The sequence below is a fragment of the Arthrobacter sp. MMS24-S77 genome (assembly GCF_054888235.1).
Genome location: NZ_JBTZRN010000001.1, coordinates 4,422,572 through 4,438,768, shown reverse-complemented (window position 1 = coordinate 4,438,768; position 16,197 = coordinate 4,422,572). Strand labels below are relative to the sequence as shown.

Here is a 16,197-nt window from a genome sequence, read left to right as displayed (position 1 = left end):
TGTCGCCTGATGTTCGGTGGGCAAAGTAGTCTTTTCTGCATGCAACAGGACGTGGAGAAGATCGTCGAGGACGTCGCACTCAAACTGGGCCGCGGACTCTCCCTGGAAGACCTCGACGGCGTCCTGCTCGCCTACAGTTCCAACCAGTCCCACGCAGATCGCGTGCGAGTGAATTTCCTCCTCAGCAAACGAGTCCCGGTGGACGTCAGTGCTTGGCAGCTTTCGCACGGCATCGCCACTGCGGTGCGTCCCGTCGTCGTACCCGCCAATGAAGAACTCGGCATGGTGGGGCGGGTCTGCGTCCCGCTGCTGGTGCGCGGTTTTCGGGTGGGGTACCTCTGGGTCCAGCAGGACCTTGACGAGCAGACCGCGACGGCGATCCTCGCCCAACTGCCGGGCGTCCGGGACGAGCTGGACCTCCTGGCGGGACTGCTGCTCGATTCCAATACTGCCGAGTCGGAGTTCCGGCGCCGCCGCGAGCAGGAATTCCTGGCGGCGTGCCAAGGAGAATCCAACGCGTTGGCGGCCGTGGCCGGATGGAAGGAGATCCAAGGCCGGGGACCGTGGCAGTTGGTTACCGTGCTCGACGCGGAGGACAGCCGCGGCGTCGCCGATCCTATCGCGGCCACCCTGACGCATCGTTCTGCGGCGCTGCAGGCCACTATCGGCGTCGATTCGGTGCTTTTCAGCGCCGGCACCGAGACTCATTCGGTCCTGCTGTTCCGCGAAACCGGCGGACGGGCGGAGCACGCCCAAGTCCTGGTCCATTATCAGCTCGAGCTCGCCAAACGGGCCGGCCGGAAGGTGGACCGGGTCATCCTGGGCATCAGCGAGCCGTTTTCGGTGGTCCGCCAACTAGGGCGGGCCTACCGGCAATCGAAGCTCGCGGCCCAGGCTGCCGCCGTCGATCCTCCACTCGGCGAGCTCGTGGACAGTCGCTCGGCCGGCATCTACCAGTTGTTCGAACGGCTACAGGCGCCCGGCGGCTGGGATGATTCTGGCTCTTCGCATTTTCAGGCGATCGAGGACGCGGACCGCAACGGCGAGCTCCTGCCCGTGCTCGAACTGCTTTACGACAGCGACGGTTCGGTCCAGGACGTGGCAACGAAGCTGCACTTGCACCGGAGCAGCATTTACAACCGGCTGGCCAGGGTCCGGCAGCTCATTGGTGCTGATCCGTTGAACGGCGCTATCCGCCTCGAACTCCACGCAACGCTCAAAGCGCGCCGCTGGGCGGGGCGCCCGCGGATTTGAGGTTGTTGTCTTTTGAGCTGCGCCGGTTTAACGCTTGAAAGCCCTCAGCTTAAGGTTGCAGCGCCAGCGGTCCGGGCGGTGCCGGACTGCTGCGGTCCGGTTGCTTTGGCAGCACCGCCCATGCCACTGGATGGAAGATGTTCGATGCTGTCCCATCCTCACCTAAAGACCCCGCTCGCAGCGTCCAAAATCGCTCCCAGGTCGAAGCCCGGCTGAGTGGGCTCCGGCGAAGGCGTCGGTGCGCTGCTGGGATTAACCGGCGGCTTCGGCTTCGATTGACCAGGCGGGGTGTGCGAGGACGGGTCGGTCGGGGTAGGTGTTGGTGAGGGCGGATCGGTCGGCGTTGGGGTCGGCGTCGGGGTTGGAGTGACCGTGACCGGCGGAGCCGGGCTGGGAACCGGAGCAGGCTGCACCGGTGTGAGGCTTGGGGGCAGCGCTGAGGGGATGACGGAGGGAACCCGAATGGAGACCGATGGTGTCCCCGCACTCGACGGCTCGACGGCGGGCGCTTGCTGACCTCGCGCCGGGCCTGCCGCGGTTTGACCCGCCTTGGCGGCTGTTGCGGTTGCCGAGGGTGAAGCCGTTGCATCAGGGGAGATGCTCGCCTCCGCGGAAGGAACCTCGGGCTGTACGGAGCTTTGACTGTCCGCGTCCTGGGCTTGGGATTCCTGGCCGAAGAAGGGCAACTCAAGGGCTTGGCCCAAGGAACCCGCCGTCAACAAGATGCCAAGGGCTCCGGCCACCACTGCCATTCGGTTGCTCATGGACCGGATGGTCGCAGCCTTCTTCAGGACTGCATGTGGTTCCCGGCTGAACGACGAACCGGCAAAGGACACCGGAGTGAAGCTGGCACGAGGAGCTGTGGGAGCCGTGGGCACCGTGGTGGCTGGTACGGCTGTCGGGAGGGCCGCGGTGGCGGGGGCCGCCGTCGTTGATGCCACCGTCGTTGTTGCCACCGTCGGAATGGCCGCGGTGGCTGGTTCCGGGGAGGTGGCTGGTTCCGCCGCTGCGGGTGCCGGGGCCGGAAGGTCCCCGGTCTCGCTGGCCCGGGCGGCCCGCTCCCGCTCGGCCGCGCGGGCGGCCGCTCGCGTGGTGGGTGCCGGCGTCGTCAGGTTCGTCGGGGTGGTGGGTGCCGGCTCAGGGATGAACGTTCCGCTGTCTTGGGCCCGACGGCGTCCGGTTGGTTTGGTGCGCTCGCGCGCCACGTGGGCACGGCGAGGCTGATCCATGGTTGGGGACATGGTGATTGCCTCTCAACGCCTTCGAGGTTAGCTGTCGGGTTCGGACGAGGCCGTCCGGCCGCCAAGGCGGCTTCACCCCAAGGGCCTGTGGAGAAGTAGGCCCGGAGACTCTGGGTCCCCCGTCTCTGCCGCGGATCTAGCGGAATCCGGGTTGCGGCAGAGCTCGGCGTCAACCCGGAAGCGGCCCAGCTGGGGATTGGGTCGCCCTTCGACGGTACAACAGCCGGCCAGCAATGTCACATTTAGATAACGGGCCGGGCGACCGGTATTCCGCGGGATTTCGCCCGCGGATCTAGTCCTGCCGCGCTCCGGGTTGCTTGGCGATGAGCCCGGCGACGTGTTCGGCGTCCCGGCCGACGCCACCCACGAGGCCCGAGGTCAGTCCGTATTGGAATGGCATGCCCACGAAGAACAGCCCCGGCAGTTGTTCCACGGCGCCCCGGCAGGTAAGCGGCCAACCGTCCTCGTCCTCGGGAAGTCCTTGGATCCAAGAAAACTCCGGTTGGTAACCGGTTGCCCAGATCGCGGTGGAGACCGGGAGTGTCCTGCCGTCCTCAGTCAGGGGTTGGCCATCGCGGGTGCCGGCCAGGCGTGGCAGGCGGGTGACTCCCGCGGCGTCGAGTTCTTTCGTTGAGGTCCGAATCAGGGGCGCGCCGTGTTTGGTGAAGCCGACCGCAACTTTACGGCCGATAGGGGTGGATCGGTTCAATACATTGTGGATGAAGAGCCACCAAAGCCCTCCGGCGTATCGCGTCACTGGGCCCGGAATGTGGAACGGTGGACTTCCTGCAACATACGTACGGTGCGTGGGTGCGAGCTCCAGCGCGATTTCGACGCCGGATGTGCCGGAGCCGACCACCAGGACATCTCCGGACGGAACGGAGTCCGGGTTGGCGTACTCTGCGCCATGCAGTTGGTGGATGCCGGGGTCCAAGGCCTCTGCGAAGGCTGGAGTCCTTGGGTGCGCATTCGGGCCCGTTGCAACAACCACGTTCTTGGCCAGGATCGCTCCGGAGCTTGACTGGACTCGGTATCGCCCGTCTTCGCGCTCGATTCCAGTGACCCGGACACCGTGACGTACGGGGAGGTTCCAATTGCTGGCATACGCGTCGAGATATTCGGCCATGGCGTCTTTGCCGGGAAAGGTGCCGCGGTCGGCGGGGAACGGCATGCCGGGCAGGGAGTCGTGCTGTGCCGGGGTGAACAGCCGCAGGGAGTCCCATCGGTTCCGCCACACATCGCCTGTGCGGGCCCGTGAATCCAGGATGAGGAAGTCTTGCCCTTGTTTCTTCAGGTGGAATCCGGTGGCGAGCCCCGCCTGTCCGGCCCCCACAACCACGGTGTTCACTGGCTCAATGCTGTCCATCGCGAAGCCTCCTGAGGTGTCCTGGCACGATTAGAATAGCATTCCAGTCACTGGAATGCTATTCTTTTTTCCGTGGAGATTCGGCACAACGACAGGCGAATGGCTCAAGCTGTCGCCACTAAAGCTGCGGTGGTTGAGGCCGCCAGGAAACTGTTCCTGAGCAGGGGATACGTGGCCACCACTATCGGGGCCGTTGCCGAGGAAGCTGGCGTGGCCATCCAGACCATTTACAACTCCGTGGGCAACAAGACCGCGCTGCTCTCGGCCGTGGTCGATGCCACGGCTGCGGGCCCGGAGGCCCCGCGTTCCGTTCCGGAGACCATGCGCGAGCGGACAGCCGCAGCCGCCGACGCAGGTGCGGTCATTGCATTGTTGGCTGACTGGTTCGCTGAGGTGCACCCGCGTACCAGCGAATTGTTCAGCGTCATGAGGCAGGCGTCCGCCGTCGATGCTGAAGCGGCCAAAGTGCTGAAGGACCGGGCCGAGCTCCGGCTGCGAAACTACGCCGAAGCGGCGGACGCGCTCCGGCAACGCGGCGCACTGACCTCCGGCATGAATGATGAGCAAGCAGCGGCCCTGATCTGGTCGGTCGGTCACCCGGACACCTATCGATCATTGGTCCTGGATTTCGGCTGGGAACCGGAGCGGTACCGGGATTGGATCCACGCGGCGCTGAAGGCGGCCCTCGCGTAGCCTTCCGCTACTCGCTGGTGGTTTCCTCGTTGCTCACGGCCTTCTTCTTCTGCGTCTCCAGCCACGCCATGATGTCCGCGAGCCTGATGCGGCGGTGCGTGCCACGGTATTCGACGGGAATCTCGCCACGATCGGTCATGTTGCGCAGATAGGTGTGCGAGATTCCTGCGAGTTCGGCCGCCCGCGACGTCGTGAGCATTTCCTCCACGCTGCTGACGGTCACCGCTTCGCCGCGGCCCAGCCGGCCGAGGAGATCGACGACGGCGTCCCTCGCCTCATCTGGCAACCGGTGGACCGTGCCGTCGACGAAAACCGTGATGTCGTTGCTGTCCTGGAGTGAGCGCGCCAGGTTCCGGGCGTCGTCTGCGGGCAGGCCAGGCGTCACGCGGGGAGCTATCAATGCCATGGCAGAAGCCTAGCCGCATCGATTTGTTGCCCGGAACTGCTTGTTGGTTGGAACTGCGCTAGATTCACGCCTATGGTCAACTACCCCGTCAATCCGGATCCAGGCCCCGCTGTGGCCGCGGCAATCGAGCTGCTGGTGCGGCAAGGCTACGACGCGACCTCCGTGGACGATCTCGCCGATGCCGCAGGAATCAGCCGCAGCACGTTCTTCCGCAAGTTCGGCTCCAAAGAGGACATCGTTTTCGCTGATCACGACCGGATTCTGGCCCGGGTTCAGGAGCTGCTTTCGCGCACGACGGCGGCTCCGTTACGTTCCGTTGTGGATGCGGCGCTCTTGGTTTTCGACCACCACATGGGCAACAGGGAAACCTCCCTGGCACGCTACGAGCTCCTGCGCCGGGTACCCGCCCTTCGTGATCGTGAACTCGTCATGACGCATCGCTATCAGCGGGCTTTTCGAAGTCATCTCCAGGCTGCACTTCCCGAGGACGAGAATCGGGAACTCACTGCCGTGGCCTTTTCTGCGTCGGTAGTCGCGGTGCACAACGGCGTCCTGCGCCAATGGCTGCGGGCGGCCGTTGACCGCGAGCACACCGAGGGCAAGGCGCGGGAAATTGAGGCCCAAGAGCTGACCGCCCGGCTCGCGCGGGATTTGGGAGCGCTGGCTGACACCTTCGCCAGGGTTTCGGCCGGTGAGGCGGGTAGCGAGGCGGCCGGTGCGCCGTCCGCGGAAAGTGGCCGTCCCGCCGTCGTGGTTGCCGTCCTGGATCCAACGGTAGGCACGGAACAGATCCTCGACGCGGTCCGCGACGCCCTGGCGTAGCCCTTTTTCGTCGCGGGCGGAATGATCCAGCAGAAGCCCTCATTGGAACTGAGTTCCTTGACATGAAACTGAGTGTCAGCGCATGCTGGGAGTCGCAGAATGCAACCCCAGAGCGAGGATTCACCCATGACCACGACGTCCGACGAGACTTCCGCAGAGCTGAATGCCGTTTTCCCGGACGGCACTGCTTTCCCGCACGGCACTATGGAACCCGAGTATGTCTTGAACGAATCCCTGGACCCGGACCCGGCATCCGTCTTCAAGGACATTAGCGACGAGGATCGCGCCTACTGGAACCGTGCCCGGACCTTTGTCCAGGACGAGGTGCTCCCCGTCATCTCGGGGTACTGGGAACGCGCGGAGTACCCGCTGCACCTGGTGAAGCGCCTGGGTGACCTGGACCTGCTGCGAGACGGGATCGACGTCGACGGGTTCCCGGCCATGAGCAAGACCGCTGCCGGGCTGGTCACCATGGAGCTGAGCCGCGGTGACGGCTCCATCGGCACGGTGGTGGCGGTCCAAGGCGGTTTGGCATTGCGTTCCGTGGCCGAATGCGGTTCCCCTGAGCAGCGGACGCGCTGGCTTCCGGCGCTTTCCCGGGCCGAGGAATATGGCGCGTTCGCCTTGACCGAACCCGCGCACGGCTCCGACTCGGTAGGGCTCGAAACCTCCGCAACAGGCGTCGAGGGCGGTTATGTCCTCAATGGCGAAAAGAAGTGGATCGGCAACGGCTCGATCGGTGGCCTGACGGTGGTCTGGGCTCGTGGCGACGACGGTCAGGTCCATGGCTACCTTGTCCCGCAGGATTCGCCCGGGTACTCCGCCGCGACCATCGAGGGCAAGCTCTCGCTGCGGGCCATCTGGCAGGCGCACATCCGCTTGGAGAATGTCTTCGTGCCGACGGACAACGTCCTCCCTGGGGCTCGGAGCTTCAAGGACACCGCCCGCGTCCTTTTGGCGACCCGGCTGGGAGTTGCGTGGTCCGCCGTCGGGCACGCAACTGCCTGCTACGAGACTGCGGTGCAGTACGCCGCCCAGCGCCGGCAGTTCGGACGCCCGCTGGCGGCCTCGCAGATTGTGCAAGAGCGTCTTGCCCGCATGCACTCGGAGCTCGCTACCATGCAGCTCATGGTCATGCAGATGACCAAGCTGGACGAGGAGGGAGCGCTGGCCCCCGCGCAGGCGGCGCTCGCGAAGTTCACCTGTACCCGTACCGCCCGCAGCATCGCCTCCAACGCGCGCGACCTGCTGGGTGGCAACGGAATCTTGTTGGCCAACCGCGTGGCGCGGCACTTCGCCGATATCGAAGGCATCCACACGTATGAAGGCACGGAGACTGTCCAGGCCTTGATTATCGGACGCTCCATTACGGGCATGTCCGCCTTCGCCTGAAACGTGCCCCTTGCCCCCTTGTGACGCTCGCTCAGATTTGAGCCGAAACGGCGGAACGCTCGCTCAGATTTGAGCCGAAACGGCGGAACGCTCTTGCAGATCATGATCTGCAAGAGCGTTCCGTATTTTTCTCCCATATGTGAGCGAGCGTCGTATTGAAGGCGGACATATCTGCAGGAGGATCGGTCAAAAGCGCCCCATTTGTGAGCGAGCGTCGGTGAGTGGGTCGTTGACAGCTAGTCGTTGACAGCGCTGAGTAACGCGCGTAACCTAAATCACACGTTCCAAGTAACGCGCGTTACCACCAGGTGTTACCCCAATATCCACGAGTTGTCCCAAGCATCCGGAGCATTCAATGGCGAAGAGCAACCCCACTGGCAAGCCCGCAGGTAAACTGCGGCAGCGGGGCGTGACCATGACGGATGTCGCCAACTACGCGGGAGTTTCCCGGACCGCCGTTTCCTTCGTCCTGAGCAATCGGGAGAATGCCAGCATCTCCGAGGAAACCCGGAACCGCATCAACGAAGCCGTGCACACCCTGGGATACCGTCCCAACGCCGGAGCGCGGGCCTTGGCGTCCCAGCGCAGCGATTGGTACGGCATTGTCACTGAAATCGTCACGGCACCATTCGCCGTCGACATCATCAAGGGTGCCCAGGACCAGGCCTGGCTGGACCGTCGTTTCCTTCTGATCGCCTCCTCCGAGCAGGGCGACACTGCCTCGGCGGGACCCAACGACGGCATGGAAGACGCAGCGATCGAGAAGCTGTTGGAACAGCGCGTCGAGGGCCTCCTGTACGCTGCCACCTGGCACCGGGCCGTGCACGTCCCGGAGATCGCCCGCGAGGTGCCGACTGTCCTCATCAACTGCTTCGACGCGGAGGGCAAGCTGCCGTCCATCGTCCCGGACGAACGTGCGGGCGGCCGTCGCGCCGTCGAACGCTTGCTCCAAGCGGGCCACACCAGGATCGGCGTCATCAACCTGGACCCGGACATTCCCGCCGCCGTCGGACGCTTGCAAGGTTGCCGCGACGCGCTTGCGGACGCCGGGCTGGAACTGGACCCGGAACTCGTCGTCTCGGGGCATGCGACGGCGGATGGCGGCTACGACGCCGCCTGCGAAATTCTTGATAGAAAACCGGGAGCGGCAGGCAGGCCAACAGCACTGTTCTGCCTCAACGACCGGATGGCGATGGGCGCCTATGACGCCATCAAGGAACGGGGACTGACCATCCCCGGAGACATCGCCGTGATCGGCTTCGACAACCAAGAACTGATTGCGGCCTACCTCAGGCCCAAGCTCACCACGGTTGCGTTGCCTTTCGAAAAGATGGGCGCCCTGGGAGTCCAGACGCTCGCAGCTCTCACAGCAGGACAGCCGATAGCTGCCGACCAGCAGCTGGTCGACTGTCCGCTGCTAGAACGTTCTTCAGTCTGACCGCGAAATCACTACTGAAGAGCAAAACCCCTACCCACCGTTCAGGAATGAAAGATAGGAAGAGACAACCATCATGACACAATCCCGGTTCTTGAGGTCTGCGCGGATTACCGCCGCCGGCCTGGCGGTGGGGGCGCTGCTCCTCACCGGCTGTGCAGCCACGGCCAACAAACCCGCCAGCTCGGCCAGCCAGAGTGAGCTACTGACTATTCCCCGCGAAGACATGGGCACGTTCGTGCGCAACTTCAACCCGTTCTCTCCCAACGTCGCCCCGATGACGCAACAGGCGATCTACGAGTCCTTGCTCATCTTCAACCCGGCAGACGGCAGTACCAAGCCCTGGCTCGCCACGGAATGGAAAGCGGCCGACGACGGCAAGTCCATCACTTTCACCCTGCGCGACGGCGTGAAGTGGTCCGATGGCCAACCCCTGGTTCCCGAAGACGTGGCCTACACCTTTGAGCTGCAGAAGAAGCTCAAGGGTGGCTATGACTACCTGGATTCGGTCACTCCGGAGGGCGCCAACAAGGTCAAATTCTCCTTCAAGTCCGCATGGTCGCCGGCCCTGTTCGACGTCGGACAGCTGACCCTGATCCCGAAGCACATCTGGTCTACAATCGCCGACCCCGCCAAGTACACCAACGAGAACCCTGTGGGCACTGGCCCCTACACACAGGTGGACAAGTTCCAAGCTCAGTCCTTCGTGCTGACCAAGAACCCGAACTACTGGCAGCCTGGGAAGCAGAAGATCGCCGGCATCAAGATGCTCGCGTTCGCCGGCAACGACGGCGCCAACCTCGCCGCAGTCAATGGCGACGTCGACTGGGCTCCCCAGTTCATGCCGAATATCGAGAAGACCTTCGTTTCCAAGGATCCTGCCCACCGTCACTACTGGTTCCCGCCGACCGGCTCCATGATCAACTGGCAGCTGAACACCACCAAGGCGCCGTTCAACGACGTCGATGTCCGCAAGGCCCTCAGCATGGCGGTTGACCGCGAGCAGGTCACCAAGATCGGCATGAGCGGATACGCCACACCTGCCGACTGCACAGGCCTCTCCGGCAACTACGAGACCTGGAAGAACGCCGCCGTCAAGGACAACTGCGACTGGACCAAGCTCAACGTTGACCAAGCCAACAAGCTCCTCGACAAGGCCGGCTACCCCAAGGGAGCGGACGGCAAGCGCACGCTCAAGGACGGCAAGCCCTTCGAGTTCAAGATCTCCGTGGGCTCCGCATCCTCCGACTGGCTCTCGGTCGCCAACGTGATCTCGCAGAACCTGCAGGCCGTGGGCATCACCGCCAAGGTTGACTCGCCGGACTGGGCAGCGGTCGTCGCGGGTTACGAGAAGGGTGACTTCGACACTGGCATTGTGTGGACCGCCAACGATCCCAACCCGTACAAGTACTTCGCAGGCATGATGGGTACCTCCACGGTCAAGCCGGTAGGCACGCAAGCCTTCGAAAACTACCACCGTTTCGGCGACCCCCAAGCTGATGCCCTCCTGAAGGACTTCGCGGCCGCCGCGGACCAGGGCAAGCAGCACGATATCGTCAACAAGCTTCAGGTGGAGTACGACGCCGTTGCCCCCGCTGTTCCGCTCTTCTCCGGACCGGAGTGGGGCGCCTACAACGACACCCACTTCACCGGCTGGCCCACCAAGGACAACCCGTACGCCACCCTCTCGGTACGCGCACCTACCACCGTCCTGGTCCTCACCACGCTGGAACCGGCCAAGTCCTAGCGGCCCGCTCCGCAACCGCGGCCCGCTCCGCAACCGCGGGGCACCGCAACCGCGGGCACCGCGGTCCCAAACCAGCACGCCCGGCGTTTGACCACCCGGCGCCGGGCGTGCCCCCAAACTTTCCGCAATTCCCGAATGGAGGGAAACCGTGCGCTTCATCCTGCGCCGCCTGGGTTTCTACTTGATCGCCTTCTGGGTGTCCATCACTTTGAATTTCCTGCTCCCGCGCTTCATGCCCGGTGACCCCGTCTCGCGCATGTTTGCCCGTTCCCAGGACAAGATGCAGCCCGAACAGATCGACCAGTTGCGCAAGTTGCTCGGCGTGGACGGCCGCCCTCTCTGGGCCCAATACGTCGACTACCTGCACAACGTGGTCACCGGCCAGATGGGCGTCTCCATCTCGCGTTTCCCCACCCCGGTCACCGAGGTCATCGCCGGCCAGATCGGCTGGACCCTCCTGCTGGGCGGCACCGCCCTGGTGATTGCCGCCGTCGTCGGCAACCTCCTGGGCATCCTGGCGGCGTGGCGCCGTGGCGGCGCGATCGATTCCGCCTTGCCGCCGCTCCTGATCTTCATCGGCTCCTTCCCGTACTTCTGGCTCGCCATGGGTGCGCTGTACCTGTTCGGCGTGATCCTTAACTGGTTCCCGTTGCGGCACGCGTTTACCGACGGCTTGGATCCGGCGTTCAGTTGGGAGTTCATCGGCGACGTCGGTGCCCACCTTGTGCTTCCGGCGTTGACGATCGTCCTGGTCTCGATCGGCGGCTGGATGCTCGGCATGCGCAACACCATGATCGCCACCAACGCCGAGGACTACATCACCATGGCCGAAGCGAAGGGCCTGCGCCCCGGACGCATCATGTTCCGCTATGCAGCTCGAAACGCCATGCTCCCGTCGGTGACGAGCTTCGGCATGAGCCTGGGGTTCGTGGTGGGTGGGGCCCTGCTGACCGAGGTGGTGTTCGCCTACCCTGGCGTCGGCTACCAGCTCCTGAACGCCGTCCAAGGCCTGGATTACCCACTCATGCAGGGCCTGTTCCTGACCATCACAGCCGCCGTGCTCCTGGCCAACTTCCTGGTGGATGTCCTTTACGTCCGCCTCGACCCGCGCGTGCGCAGCAACTAGGAGAACGCGATGACACACTCCATCACCACACCCGCCTCCGCAGGGGAACAGGAAGCAGCGCCCGACGCCGGCGGGCAGCTTCCCGCGGACGTCACCCCTGCCTCTGCCCCGGACAGCGCGACCACACAGGACAGCGGGACGCCGGACACCCCGACCCCGCCACCCGCCGTCGGGCGTTCCCGCCGTGTACGAAAAACGAAGCAAAGCTTCATCCACGGGCTCCTTACCAACAAGAAGGCCATGGTGGGCGCGTTCATCCTCTTCGCTTTCATCGCCTTGGCCCTGCTGGCTCCCGTGCTGTTCCCCGGCGATCCGTCCCGCATCACGGATATGGCTTCCCTTGAGCCGTCGGCTGAACACTGGCTCGGCACCACTGCCAAGGGCCAGGACGTCATGGCCTTGACCATCCACGGCTCCCGCAGCTCCCTCTTCGTAGGACTGACCGTGGGCCTCGCCTCGACGTTTGTGGGCATCCTGGTGGGACTGGCGTCCGCGTATTTCGGCAAAGTCATCGACGAAGCACTGTCCTTGGTCACCAACGTCTTCCTGCTCCTGCCCGGACTGCCGCTGCTGGTCATCCTGGCGGCGTTCCTCCCGCCGGGACTGGGCACGGTGATCCTGGTGCTGGTGGTGACCGGTTGGGCGGGTTCCGCCCGGGTGCTGCGCTCGCAGGCCCTGTCCATCCGTTCCAAGGATTTCGTGGCTGCTGCTGTGGTGTCCGGCGAACGGGCGGGCTGGATCATGTTCCGCGAAATCCTGCCGAACATGGCCTCGATTGTGATGGGAACCCTGCTGGGTTGCGTCATTTACGGCATCGGTGCGCAGGCTGGCCTTGAGTTCCTGGGCCTCGGCGACGTCAGCACGGTCTCCTGGGGAACGAATCTTTACTGGGCCGGCAACGAGGGCGCACTTTTGACCGGCAGTTGGTGGGTGTTTGTTCCTTCCGGCCTGTGTATCGCCTTGGTGGCGTTTGCCTTGGCCCTCATCAACTACGCGGTGGATGAAGTGACCAACCCGCGCCTGCGGAAAATTCGGGTGCCCAAGACCGCAACCCTGGCCACTCCCGGAAAGAGCACAGCACAATGACCATCTCGCAAATCTCCTTCGGCTCCCACGAGCCCGTCCTGGAAGTCCAGGATCTGACGGTGGAGTACATCGGCGACACCCGCTCCACCACTGCCGTGGACCGCGTTTCCTTCAGCATCGGTACGGGCGAAGTCTTCGGCCTCGCCGGCGAATCCGGCTGCGGGAAGTCCACTATCGCCAACTCGATCATGCGCCTCCTCAAGGATCCCGCGAAGATTGCCGGGGGCAGCATCAAGTTCGGCGGCAAGGACATCCTGGCCATGAGCCCCGAGGAACTACGCCGCTTCCGCTGGCAAGACGTGGCCATGGTGTTCCAATCGGCCATGAACTCCCTCAATCCGGTGTTGACCATCGGCGAGCAGATCGTGGACATCTACACCACTCACGCAGGCTACTCCCGGAAAGAATCACTCCGCCGGGCGGCCCAGTTGCTGGAACTCGTGCGGATCGACTCCGCCCGCTTGAAGTCCTACCCGCACCAGCTTTCCGGCGGCATGCGCCAGCGCGCGGTGATCGCCATGGCGGTGGCCCTCAAGCCCTCGTTGTTGATTCTCGATGAGCCCACCACCGCCCTGGACGTGGTGGTGCAGCAGGAAATCATGGCCCAGATCAAGGAACTGCAGCACGAGCTTGGCTTCTCGGTCCTGTTCATCACCCACGACATGTCCCTCATGGTGGAACTTTCGCACCGTATGGCGGTCATGTATGGCGGCCGGATCGTGGAAACAGCCAAGGCCAAGGAAATCCACGCCGCACCGCGACACCCGTACACGCAGGCGCTCATGGGCGCCTTCCCGCCGCTCACCGGCCCGCGCGTTCCCCTCGCGGGCCTGCCCGACGGCGTGAAGTTCACCAACATCCCGGACCTCGCCGAGCTTTCCCCTGGCCATTTTGTGGCACCATTCGCGCCCGTCCTGGAAGGAGCAACGCGATGAGCAACTCTGTTTTGTCCCGCATGTCACCTCAGGCGGCGGAGGGTACGACGCCGGCCCTCGAGGTCCGCGACCTTAGCAAGACTTTTCCATTGGGCGGGTTCCTCTCGCGCCGCGCGGTCACGGCCCTCAGCAACGTGGACCTCACCCTGGGACGCGGCGAGATCGTTGCCCTCGTGGGCGAGTCCGGTTCCGGCAAGAGCACCCTGGCGCGCTGTATTGCCCGGCTCGAAAAGCCGAGCACGGGGCAGGTCCTGCTTGACGGCGTCGACGTCCTCAAGCGTGACCGTTTCCAAGCGTCCCGTGAGTACCGTTCGCAGCTACAGATGGTCTTCCAAGACCCCTTTGGCTCGCTCAACCCGGTGCACAGGGTGGAGCACTTCCTGCGACGTTCGCTTGTGATCCATGGCAAAGCCGGTAACGAATCACAATCGCGCGGCCGCCTCGAGAAGCTCATGACCACCGTGGGCCTGCAAGTGGACATGCTCAACTCCTACCCCCACGAGCTCTCCGGCGGCCAGCGCCAGCGCGTCGCGATCGCACGGGCGCTGGCCGTGGAACCGCAGGTCATCCTGGCTGACGAACCCACTTCGATGCTCGATGTCTCCGTGCGGATCGGGATCCTCAACCTGATGCGCAAACTCCGCGACGATCAAGGCATCTCGATGCTCTACATCACGCATGACCTCGCTTCCGCCCGCTACCTCGCGGACCGGATTGCCGTCATGTTCGCCGGCGAGCTCGTCGAGGAAGGCGAATCGTTGGACCTCCTGGCCAATCCCGCGCACCCCTACACACAACTGCTGGTTTCCGCGGTCCCCGACCCCGCGCGGGCGGGCTCTTACGATCCCGTCCGCAGAGGCGGGCTGAGGCAGGCAGTCATGGCGTCGACGTCGTGCGCGTTCGACGGCGACGCCGAGCAACCGTGCTCCGCGGAGCATCCGGTCCGCCACCGCGTTGGCGGAGCCGACAGCCAGCATTGGGTGCGCTGCCACCTTTACCGGCCCCGGGCAGGCGCCGCGAGCAACGCCCTCACCACAGAAACGCAGGCTTCAGCATGACCGAATTGATCCACCCCTTCGCCACCGTTCCTCGGGACGAGCTCCTGGCCCGGGCCGAGGCCGATCCCCTCAGACCCCGCTTCCATTTCGTTTCCCCGGCGGGTTGGCTCAATGATCCCAATGGTGTGAGCCAGTGGAACGGGACGTACCACCTCTTCTATCAATACAACCCCGAAGGCGCCTTCCACCACCGCATTCGTTGGGGCCACGCCACCAGCACGGACCTGGTGAACTGGATCGACGAGCCGGTGGCGCTCTCGCCGTCGGACGGCCCGGATGCCGAGGGCTGCTGGTCGGGCGTGCTGGTGAACGACGCCGGTACCCCCACCTTGGTGTACTCCGGGCGGCACGGGGACAAAGAACTTCCCTGCGTGGCAGTGGGCTCCCCGGACCTCCGCTCCTGGACGAAAGCGCCGGAAAACCCGGTCATCGCAGCCCCGCCGGCCGGCGTCGAGATCACCGCCTATCGGGACCACTGTGTATGGCGTGAGGGAACGGTGTGGCGCCAGTTGGTGGGCTCGGGCATTCGAGGGCGCGGCGGCACGGCGTTCCTCTATGAGTCGTCTGATTTGCGCTCGTGGGACTACGTAGGGCCTTTGTTCATCGGGGACGCATCAGCGGGTGACCCGGCGGCTACTGATTGGCAGGGCACCATGTGGGAATGCGTGGACTTGTTCCGCGCCGGTTCGGGGACATTGGGTTCTCCGAGCGAGCGGGCGGCACCCGATGTGCTCGTCTTCTCCGCCTGGAACGACGGCGATACCCGGCACCCCCTGTACTGGACCGGTCGCTACGCAGGCGATTCCTTTGAACCCGCCCAGCTGCACAGGCTCGACTATGGTGGACGCTACTTCTACGCGCCGCAGTCCTTCGTGGACGATTCCGGCCGTCGCGTGATGTTCGGCTGGCTGCAGGAAGGACGCAGCGACGCAGCCATGGTGGAAGCTGGTTGGTCCGGAGTCATGAGCTTGCCCCGCCTGACCACGCCTGCGCCGGATGGCTCGCTGAATTTTGCGCCGGTCCCGGAGATTGAGCAGCTGCGTTATGGACATGTCCAGTTGCCGCCGCGTGTGTTGGTGGGCCCGGAAACCGCTGCGTCAGTTCCTGGTTCCGGGGATACGATGCCCGAGATCGCCGGTAACCAACTGGACCTGGAACTCGAACTGCAGCTCGCTCCCGGTGCCGTGGTGCGCCTGGGCTTGCTCGGTTCGGAAGACGAACACGGCGATGTGGTGGAAGAAACCATTGTGGAGTTGGCGTTGCCCATGGATTCTCCCACGGCGTCACTCAGGCTGGATCGCAATCGCAGCAGCCTCGATCCGACCGTGGATATCGAAGAGAAGTCCGGGCCCGTGCCGACCATCGAAGGGCGCGTCTCGCTGCGCGTCCTGGTGGACCGTTCCGCCGTCGAAATCTTCGCGAACGGCAAGCCGCTCACGGCCCGGGTGTATCCAACCCTCGGGGGAGGACGTGTGAGCCTCGCCGCCGCAGCGGGCAGCGCGCGGCTCCTCGGCTTCGACGCCTGGACCATGCGGGACATCTTCGGAGGTGCGCGCACCCTCTTTCCATAGCCCCCTTCCCATAAAACCCTCGCTCACGTTTGGCGCGTTTCCCACCGACCCTCCTTCACTTTTGG

The 16,197-nt window shown here is 64.5% G+C and carries 14 protein-coding genes and 1 riboswitch; of the genes, 11 read left to right on the top strand and 3 right to left on the bottom strand.

Translation table 11 applies throughout. The features are described from left to right. The first annotated feature begins 39 nt into the window (after window positions 1–39). Window positions 40–1,254 (top strand): PucR family transcriptional regulator, encoded by a 1,215-nt coding sequence (locus tag ACX5I4_RS20495; protein WP_461838293.1) that lies wholly within the window; start codon window positions 40–42, stop codon window positions 1,252–1,254. Window positions 1,255–1,412: 158 nt separating this feature from the next. On the opposite strand, the gene ACX5I4_RS20490 is transcribed toward ACX5I4_RS20495, so the two are convergent. Further along, window positions 1,413–2,495 carry a hypothetical protein gene (locus ACX5I4_RS20490; protein WP_461838292.1) on the bottom strand — a complete coding sequence of 361 codons (1,083 nt, stop codon included), beginning with the start codon at window positions 2,493–2,495 and terminating at the stop codon, window positions 1,413–1,415. Between the two features lie 2 nt (window positions 2,496–2,497). Further along, a riboswitch (cyclic di-AMP (ydaO/yuaA leader) is annotated at window positions 2,498–2,647 on the bottom strand. Between the two features lie 140 nt (window positions 2,648–2,787). Next, entirely contained in the window at window positions 2,788–3,861 is a 1,074-nt protein-coding gene (locus tag ACX5I4_RS20485) for a flavin-containing monooxygenase (RefSeq protein WP_461838291.1), read from the bottom strand. Window positions 3,862–3,960: 99 nt separating this feature from the next. Between ACX5I4_RS20485 and ACX5I4_RS20480 the strand changes: the two genes are divergently transcribed. Next, window positions 3,961–4,554 (top strand): TetR/AcrR family transcriptional regulator, encoded by a 594-nt coding sequence (locus ACX5I4_RS20480; protein WP_461838290.1) that lies wholly within the window; start codon window positions 3,961–3,963, stop codon window positions 4,552–4,554. Window positions 4,555–4,561: 7 nt separating this feature from the next. On the opposite strand, the gene ACX5I4_RS20475 is transcribed toward ACX5I4_RS20480, so the two are convergent. Next, entirely contained in the window at window positions 4,562–4,960 is a 399-nt protein-coding gene (locus ACX5I4_RS20475; RefSeq protein ID WP_461838289.1) for a helix-turn-helix domain-containing protein, read from the bottom strand. Between the two features lie 72 nt (window positions 4,961–5,032). On the opposite strand from ACX5I4_RS20475, the gene ACX5I4_RS20470 reads away from it, so the two are divergent. The 9 genes from ACX5I4_RS20470 (at window position 5,033) to ACX5I4_RS20430 (ending at window position 16,132) form a co-directional block, all read left to right on the top strand. After that, window positions 5,033–5,782: a TetR/AcrR family transcriptional regulator gene (locus tag ACX5I4_RS20470; RefSeq protein WP_461838288.1), complete on the top strand. Its 750-nt coding sequence runs from the start codon at window positions 5,033–5,035 to the stop codon at window positions 5,780–5,782. 126 nt (window positions 5,783–5,908) lie between these two features. Continuing rightward, window positions 5,909–7,174 (top strand): acyl-CoA dehydrogenase family protein, encoded by a 1,266-nt coding sequence (locus ACX5I4_RS20465; protein WP_461838287.1) that lies wholly within the window; start codon window positions 5,909–5,911, stop codon window positions 7,172–7,174. 355 nt (window positions 7,175–7,529) lie between these two features. After that, complete coding sequence (locus tag ACX5I4_RS20460; RefSeq protein ID WP_461838286.1) at window positions 7,530–8,612, top strand: LacI family DNA-binding transcriptional regulator; 1,083 nt, start codon at window positions 7,530–7,532, stop codon at window positions 8,610–8,612. Window positions 8,613–8,685: 73 nt separating this feature from the next. Continuing rightward, a complete protein-coding gene (locus ACX5I4_RS20455; protein WP_461838285.1) occupies window positions 8,686–10,356 on the top strand; it encodes an ABC transporter substrate-binding protein in 1,671 nt (556 codons plus the stop codon). Between the two features lie 148 nt (window positions 10,357–10,504). Beyond that, entirely contained in the window at window positions 10,505–11,482 is a 978-nt protein-coding gene (locus ACX5I4_RS20450; RefSeq protein ID WP_461838284.1) for an ABC transporter permease, read from the top strand. A gap of 9 nt (window positions 11,483–11,491) precedes the next feature. Beyond that, on the top strand, window positions 11,492–12,568 hold the full coding sequence (locus ACX5I4_RS20445) for an ABC transporter permease (RefSeq protein ID WP_461838283.1): 1,077 nt from the start codon (window positions 11,492–11,494) through the stop codon (window positions 12,566–12,568). Next, window positions 12,565–13,503, top strand: coding sequence for an ABC transporter ATP-binding protein (locus tag ACX5I4_RS20440; RefSeq protein ID WP_461838282.1), 939 nt, complete (start codon window positions 12,565–12,567; stop codon window positions 13,501–13,503). The genes ACX5I4_RS20445 and ACX5I4_RS20440 overlap by 4 nt, the downstream gene beginning before the upstream one ends. Next, window positions 13,500–14,561 carry an ABC transporter ATP-binding protein gene (locus ACX5I4_RS20435; protein ID WP_461838281.1) on the top strand — a complete coding sequence of 354 codons (1,062 nt, stop codon included), beginning with the start codon at window positions 13,500–13,502 and terminating at the stop codon, window positions 14,559–14,561. The genes ACX5I4_RS20440 and ACX5I4_RS20435 overlap by 4 nt, the downstream gene beginning before the upstream one ends. Then, on the top strand, window positions 14,558–16,132 hold the full coding sequence (locus tag ACX5I4_RS20430) for a glycoside hydrolase family 32 protein (protein ID WP_461838280.1): 1,575 nt from the start codon (window positions 14,558–14,560) through the stop codon (window positions 16,130–16,132). Before ACX5I4_RS20435 ends, ACX5I4_RS20430 begins: the two co-directional genes overlap by 4 nt. The last annotated feature ends 65 nt before the right edge of the window (window positions 16,133–16,197 follow it).

What these genes read in the sequence shown, in the direction of transcription:
- ACX5I4_RS20495 (WP_461838293.1), top strand. Translation starts at nt 40, where the DNA reads ATGCAACAGGACGTGGAGAAGATCGTCGAGGACGTCGCACTCAAACTG.
- ACX5I4_RS20490 (WP_461838292.1), bottom strand. Translation starts at nt 2,495, where the DNA reads ATGTCCCCAACCATGGATCAGCCTCGCCGTGCCCACGTGGCGCGCGAG.
- ACX5I4_RS20485 (WP_461838291.1), bottom strand. Translation starts at nt 3,861, where the DNA reads ATGGACAGCATTGAGCCAGTGAACACCGTGGTTGTGGGGGCCGGACAG.
- ACX5I4_RS20480 (WP_461838290.1), top strand. Translation starts at nt 3,961, where the DNA reads ATGGCTCAAGCTGTCGCCACTAAAGCTGCGGTGGTTGAGGCCGCCAGG.
- ACX5I4_RS20475 (WP_461838289.1), bottom strand. Translation starts at nt 4,960, where the DNA reads ATGGCATTGATAGCTCCCCGCGTGACGCCTGGCCTGCCCGCAGACGAC.
- ACX5I4_RS20470 (WP_461838288.1), top strand. Translation starts at nt 5,033, where the DNA reads ATGGTCAACTACCCCGTCAATCCGGATCCAGGCCCCGCTGTGGCCGCG.
- ACX5I4_RS20465 (WP_461838287.1), top strand. Translation starts at nt 5,909, where the DNA reads ATGACCACGACGTCCGACGAGACTTCCGCAGAGCTGAATGCCGTTTTC.
- ACX5I4_RS20460 (WP_461838286.1), top strand. Translation starts at nt 7,530, where the DNA reads ATGGCGAAGAGCAACCCCACTGGCAAGCCCGCAGGTAAACTGCGGCAG.
- ACX5I4_RS20455 (WP_461838285.1), top strand. Translation starts at nt 8,686, where the DNA reads ATGACACAATCCCGGTTCTTGAGGTCTGCGCGGATTACCGCCGCCGGC.
- ACX5I4_RS20445 (WP_461838283.1), top strand. Translation starts at nt 11,492, where the DNA reads ATGACACACTCCATCACCACACCCGCCTCCGCAGGGGAACAGGAAGCA.
- ACX5I4_RS20440 (WP_461838282.1), top strand. Translation starts at nt 12,565, where the DNA reads ATGACCATCTCGCAAATCTCCTTCGGCTCCCACGAGCCCGTCCTGGAA.
- ACX5I4_RS20435 (WP_461838281.1), top strand. Translation starts at nt 13,500, where the DNA reads ATGAGCAACTCTGTTTTGTCCCGCATGTCACCTCAGGCGGCGGAGGGT.
- ACX5I4_RS20430 (WP_461838280.1), top strand. Translation starts at nt 14,558, where the DNA reads ATGACCGAATTGATCCACCCCTTCGCCACCGTTCCTCGGGACGAGCTC.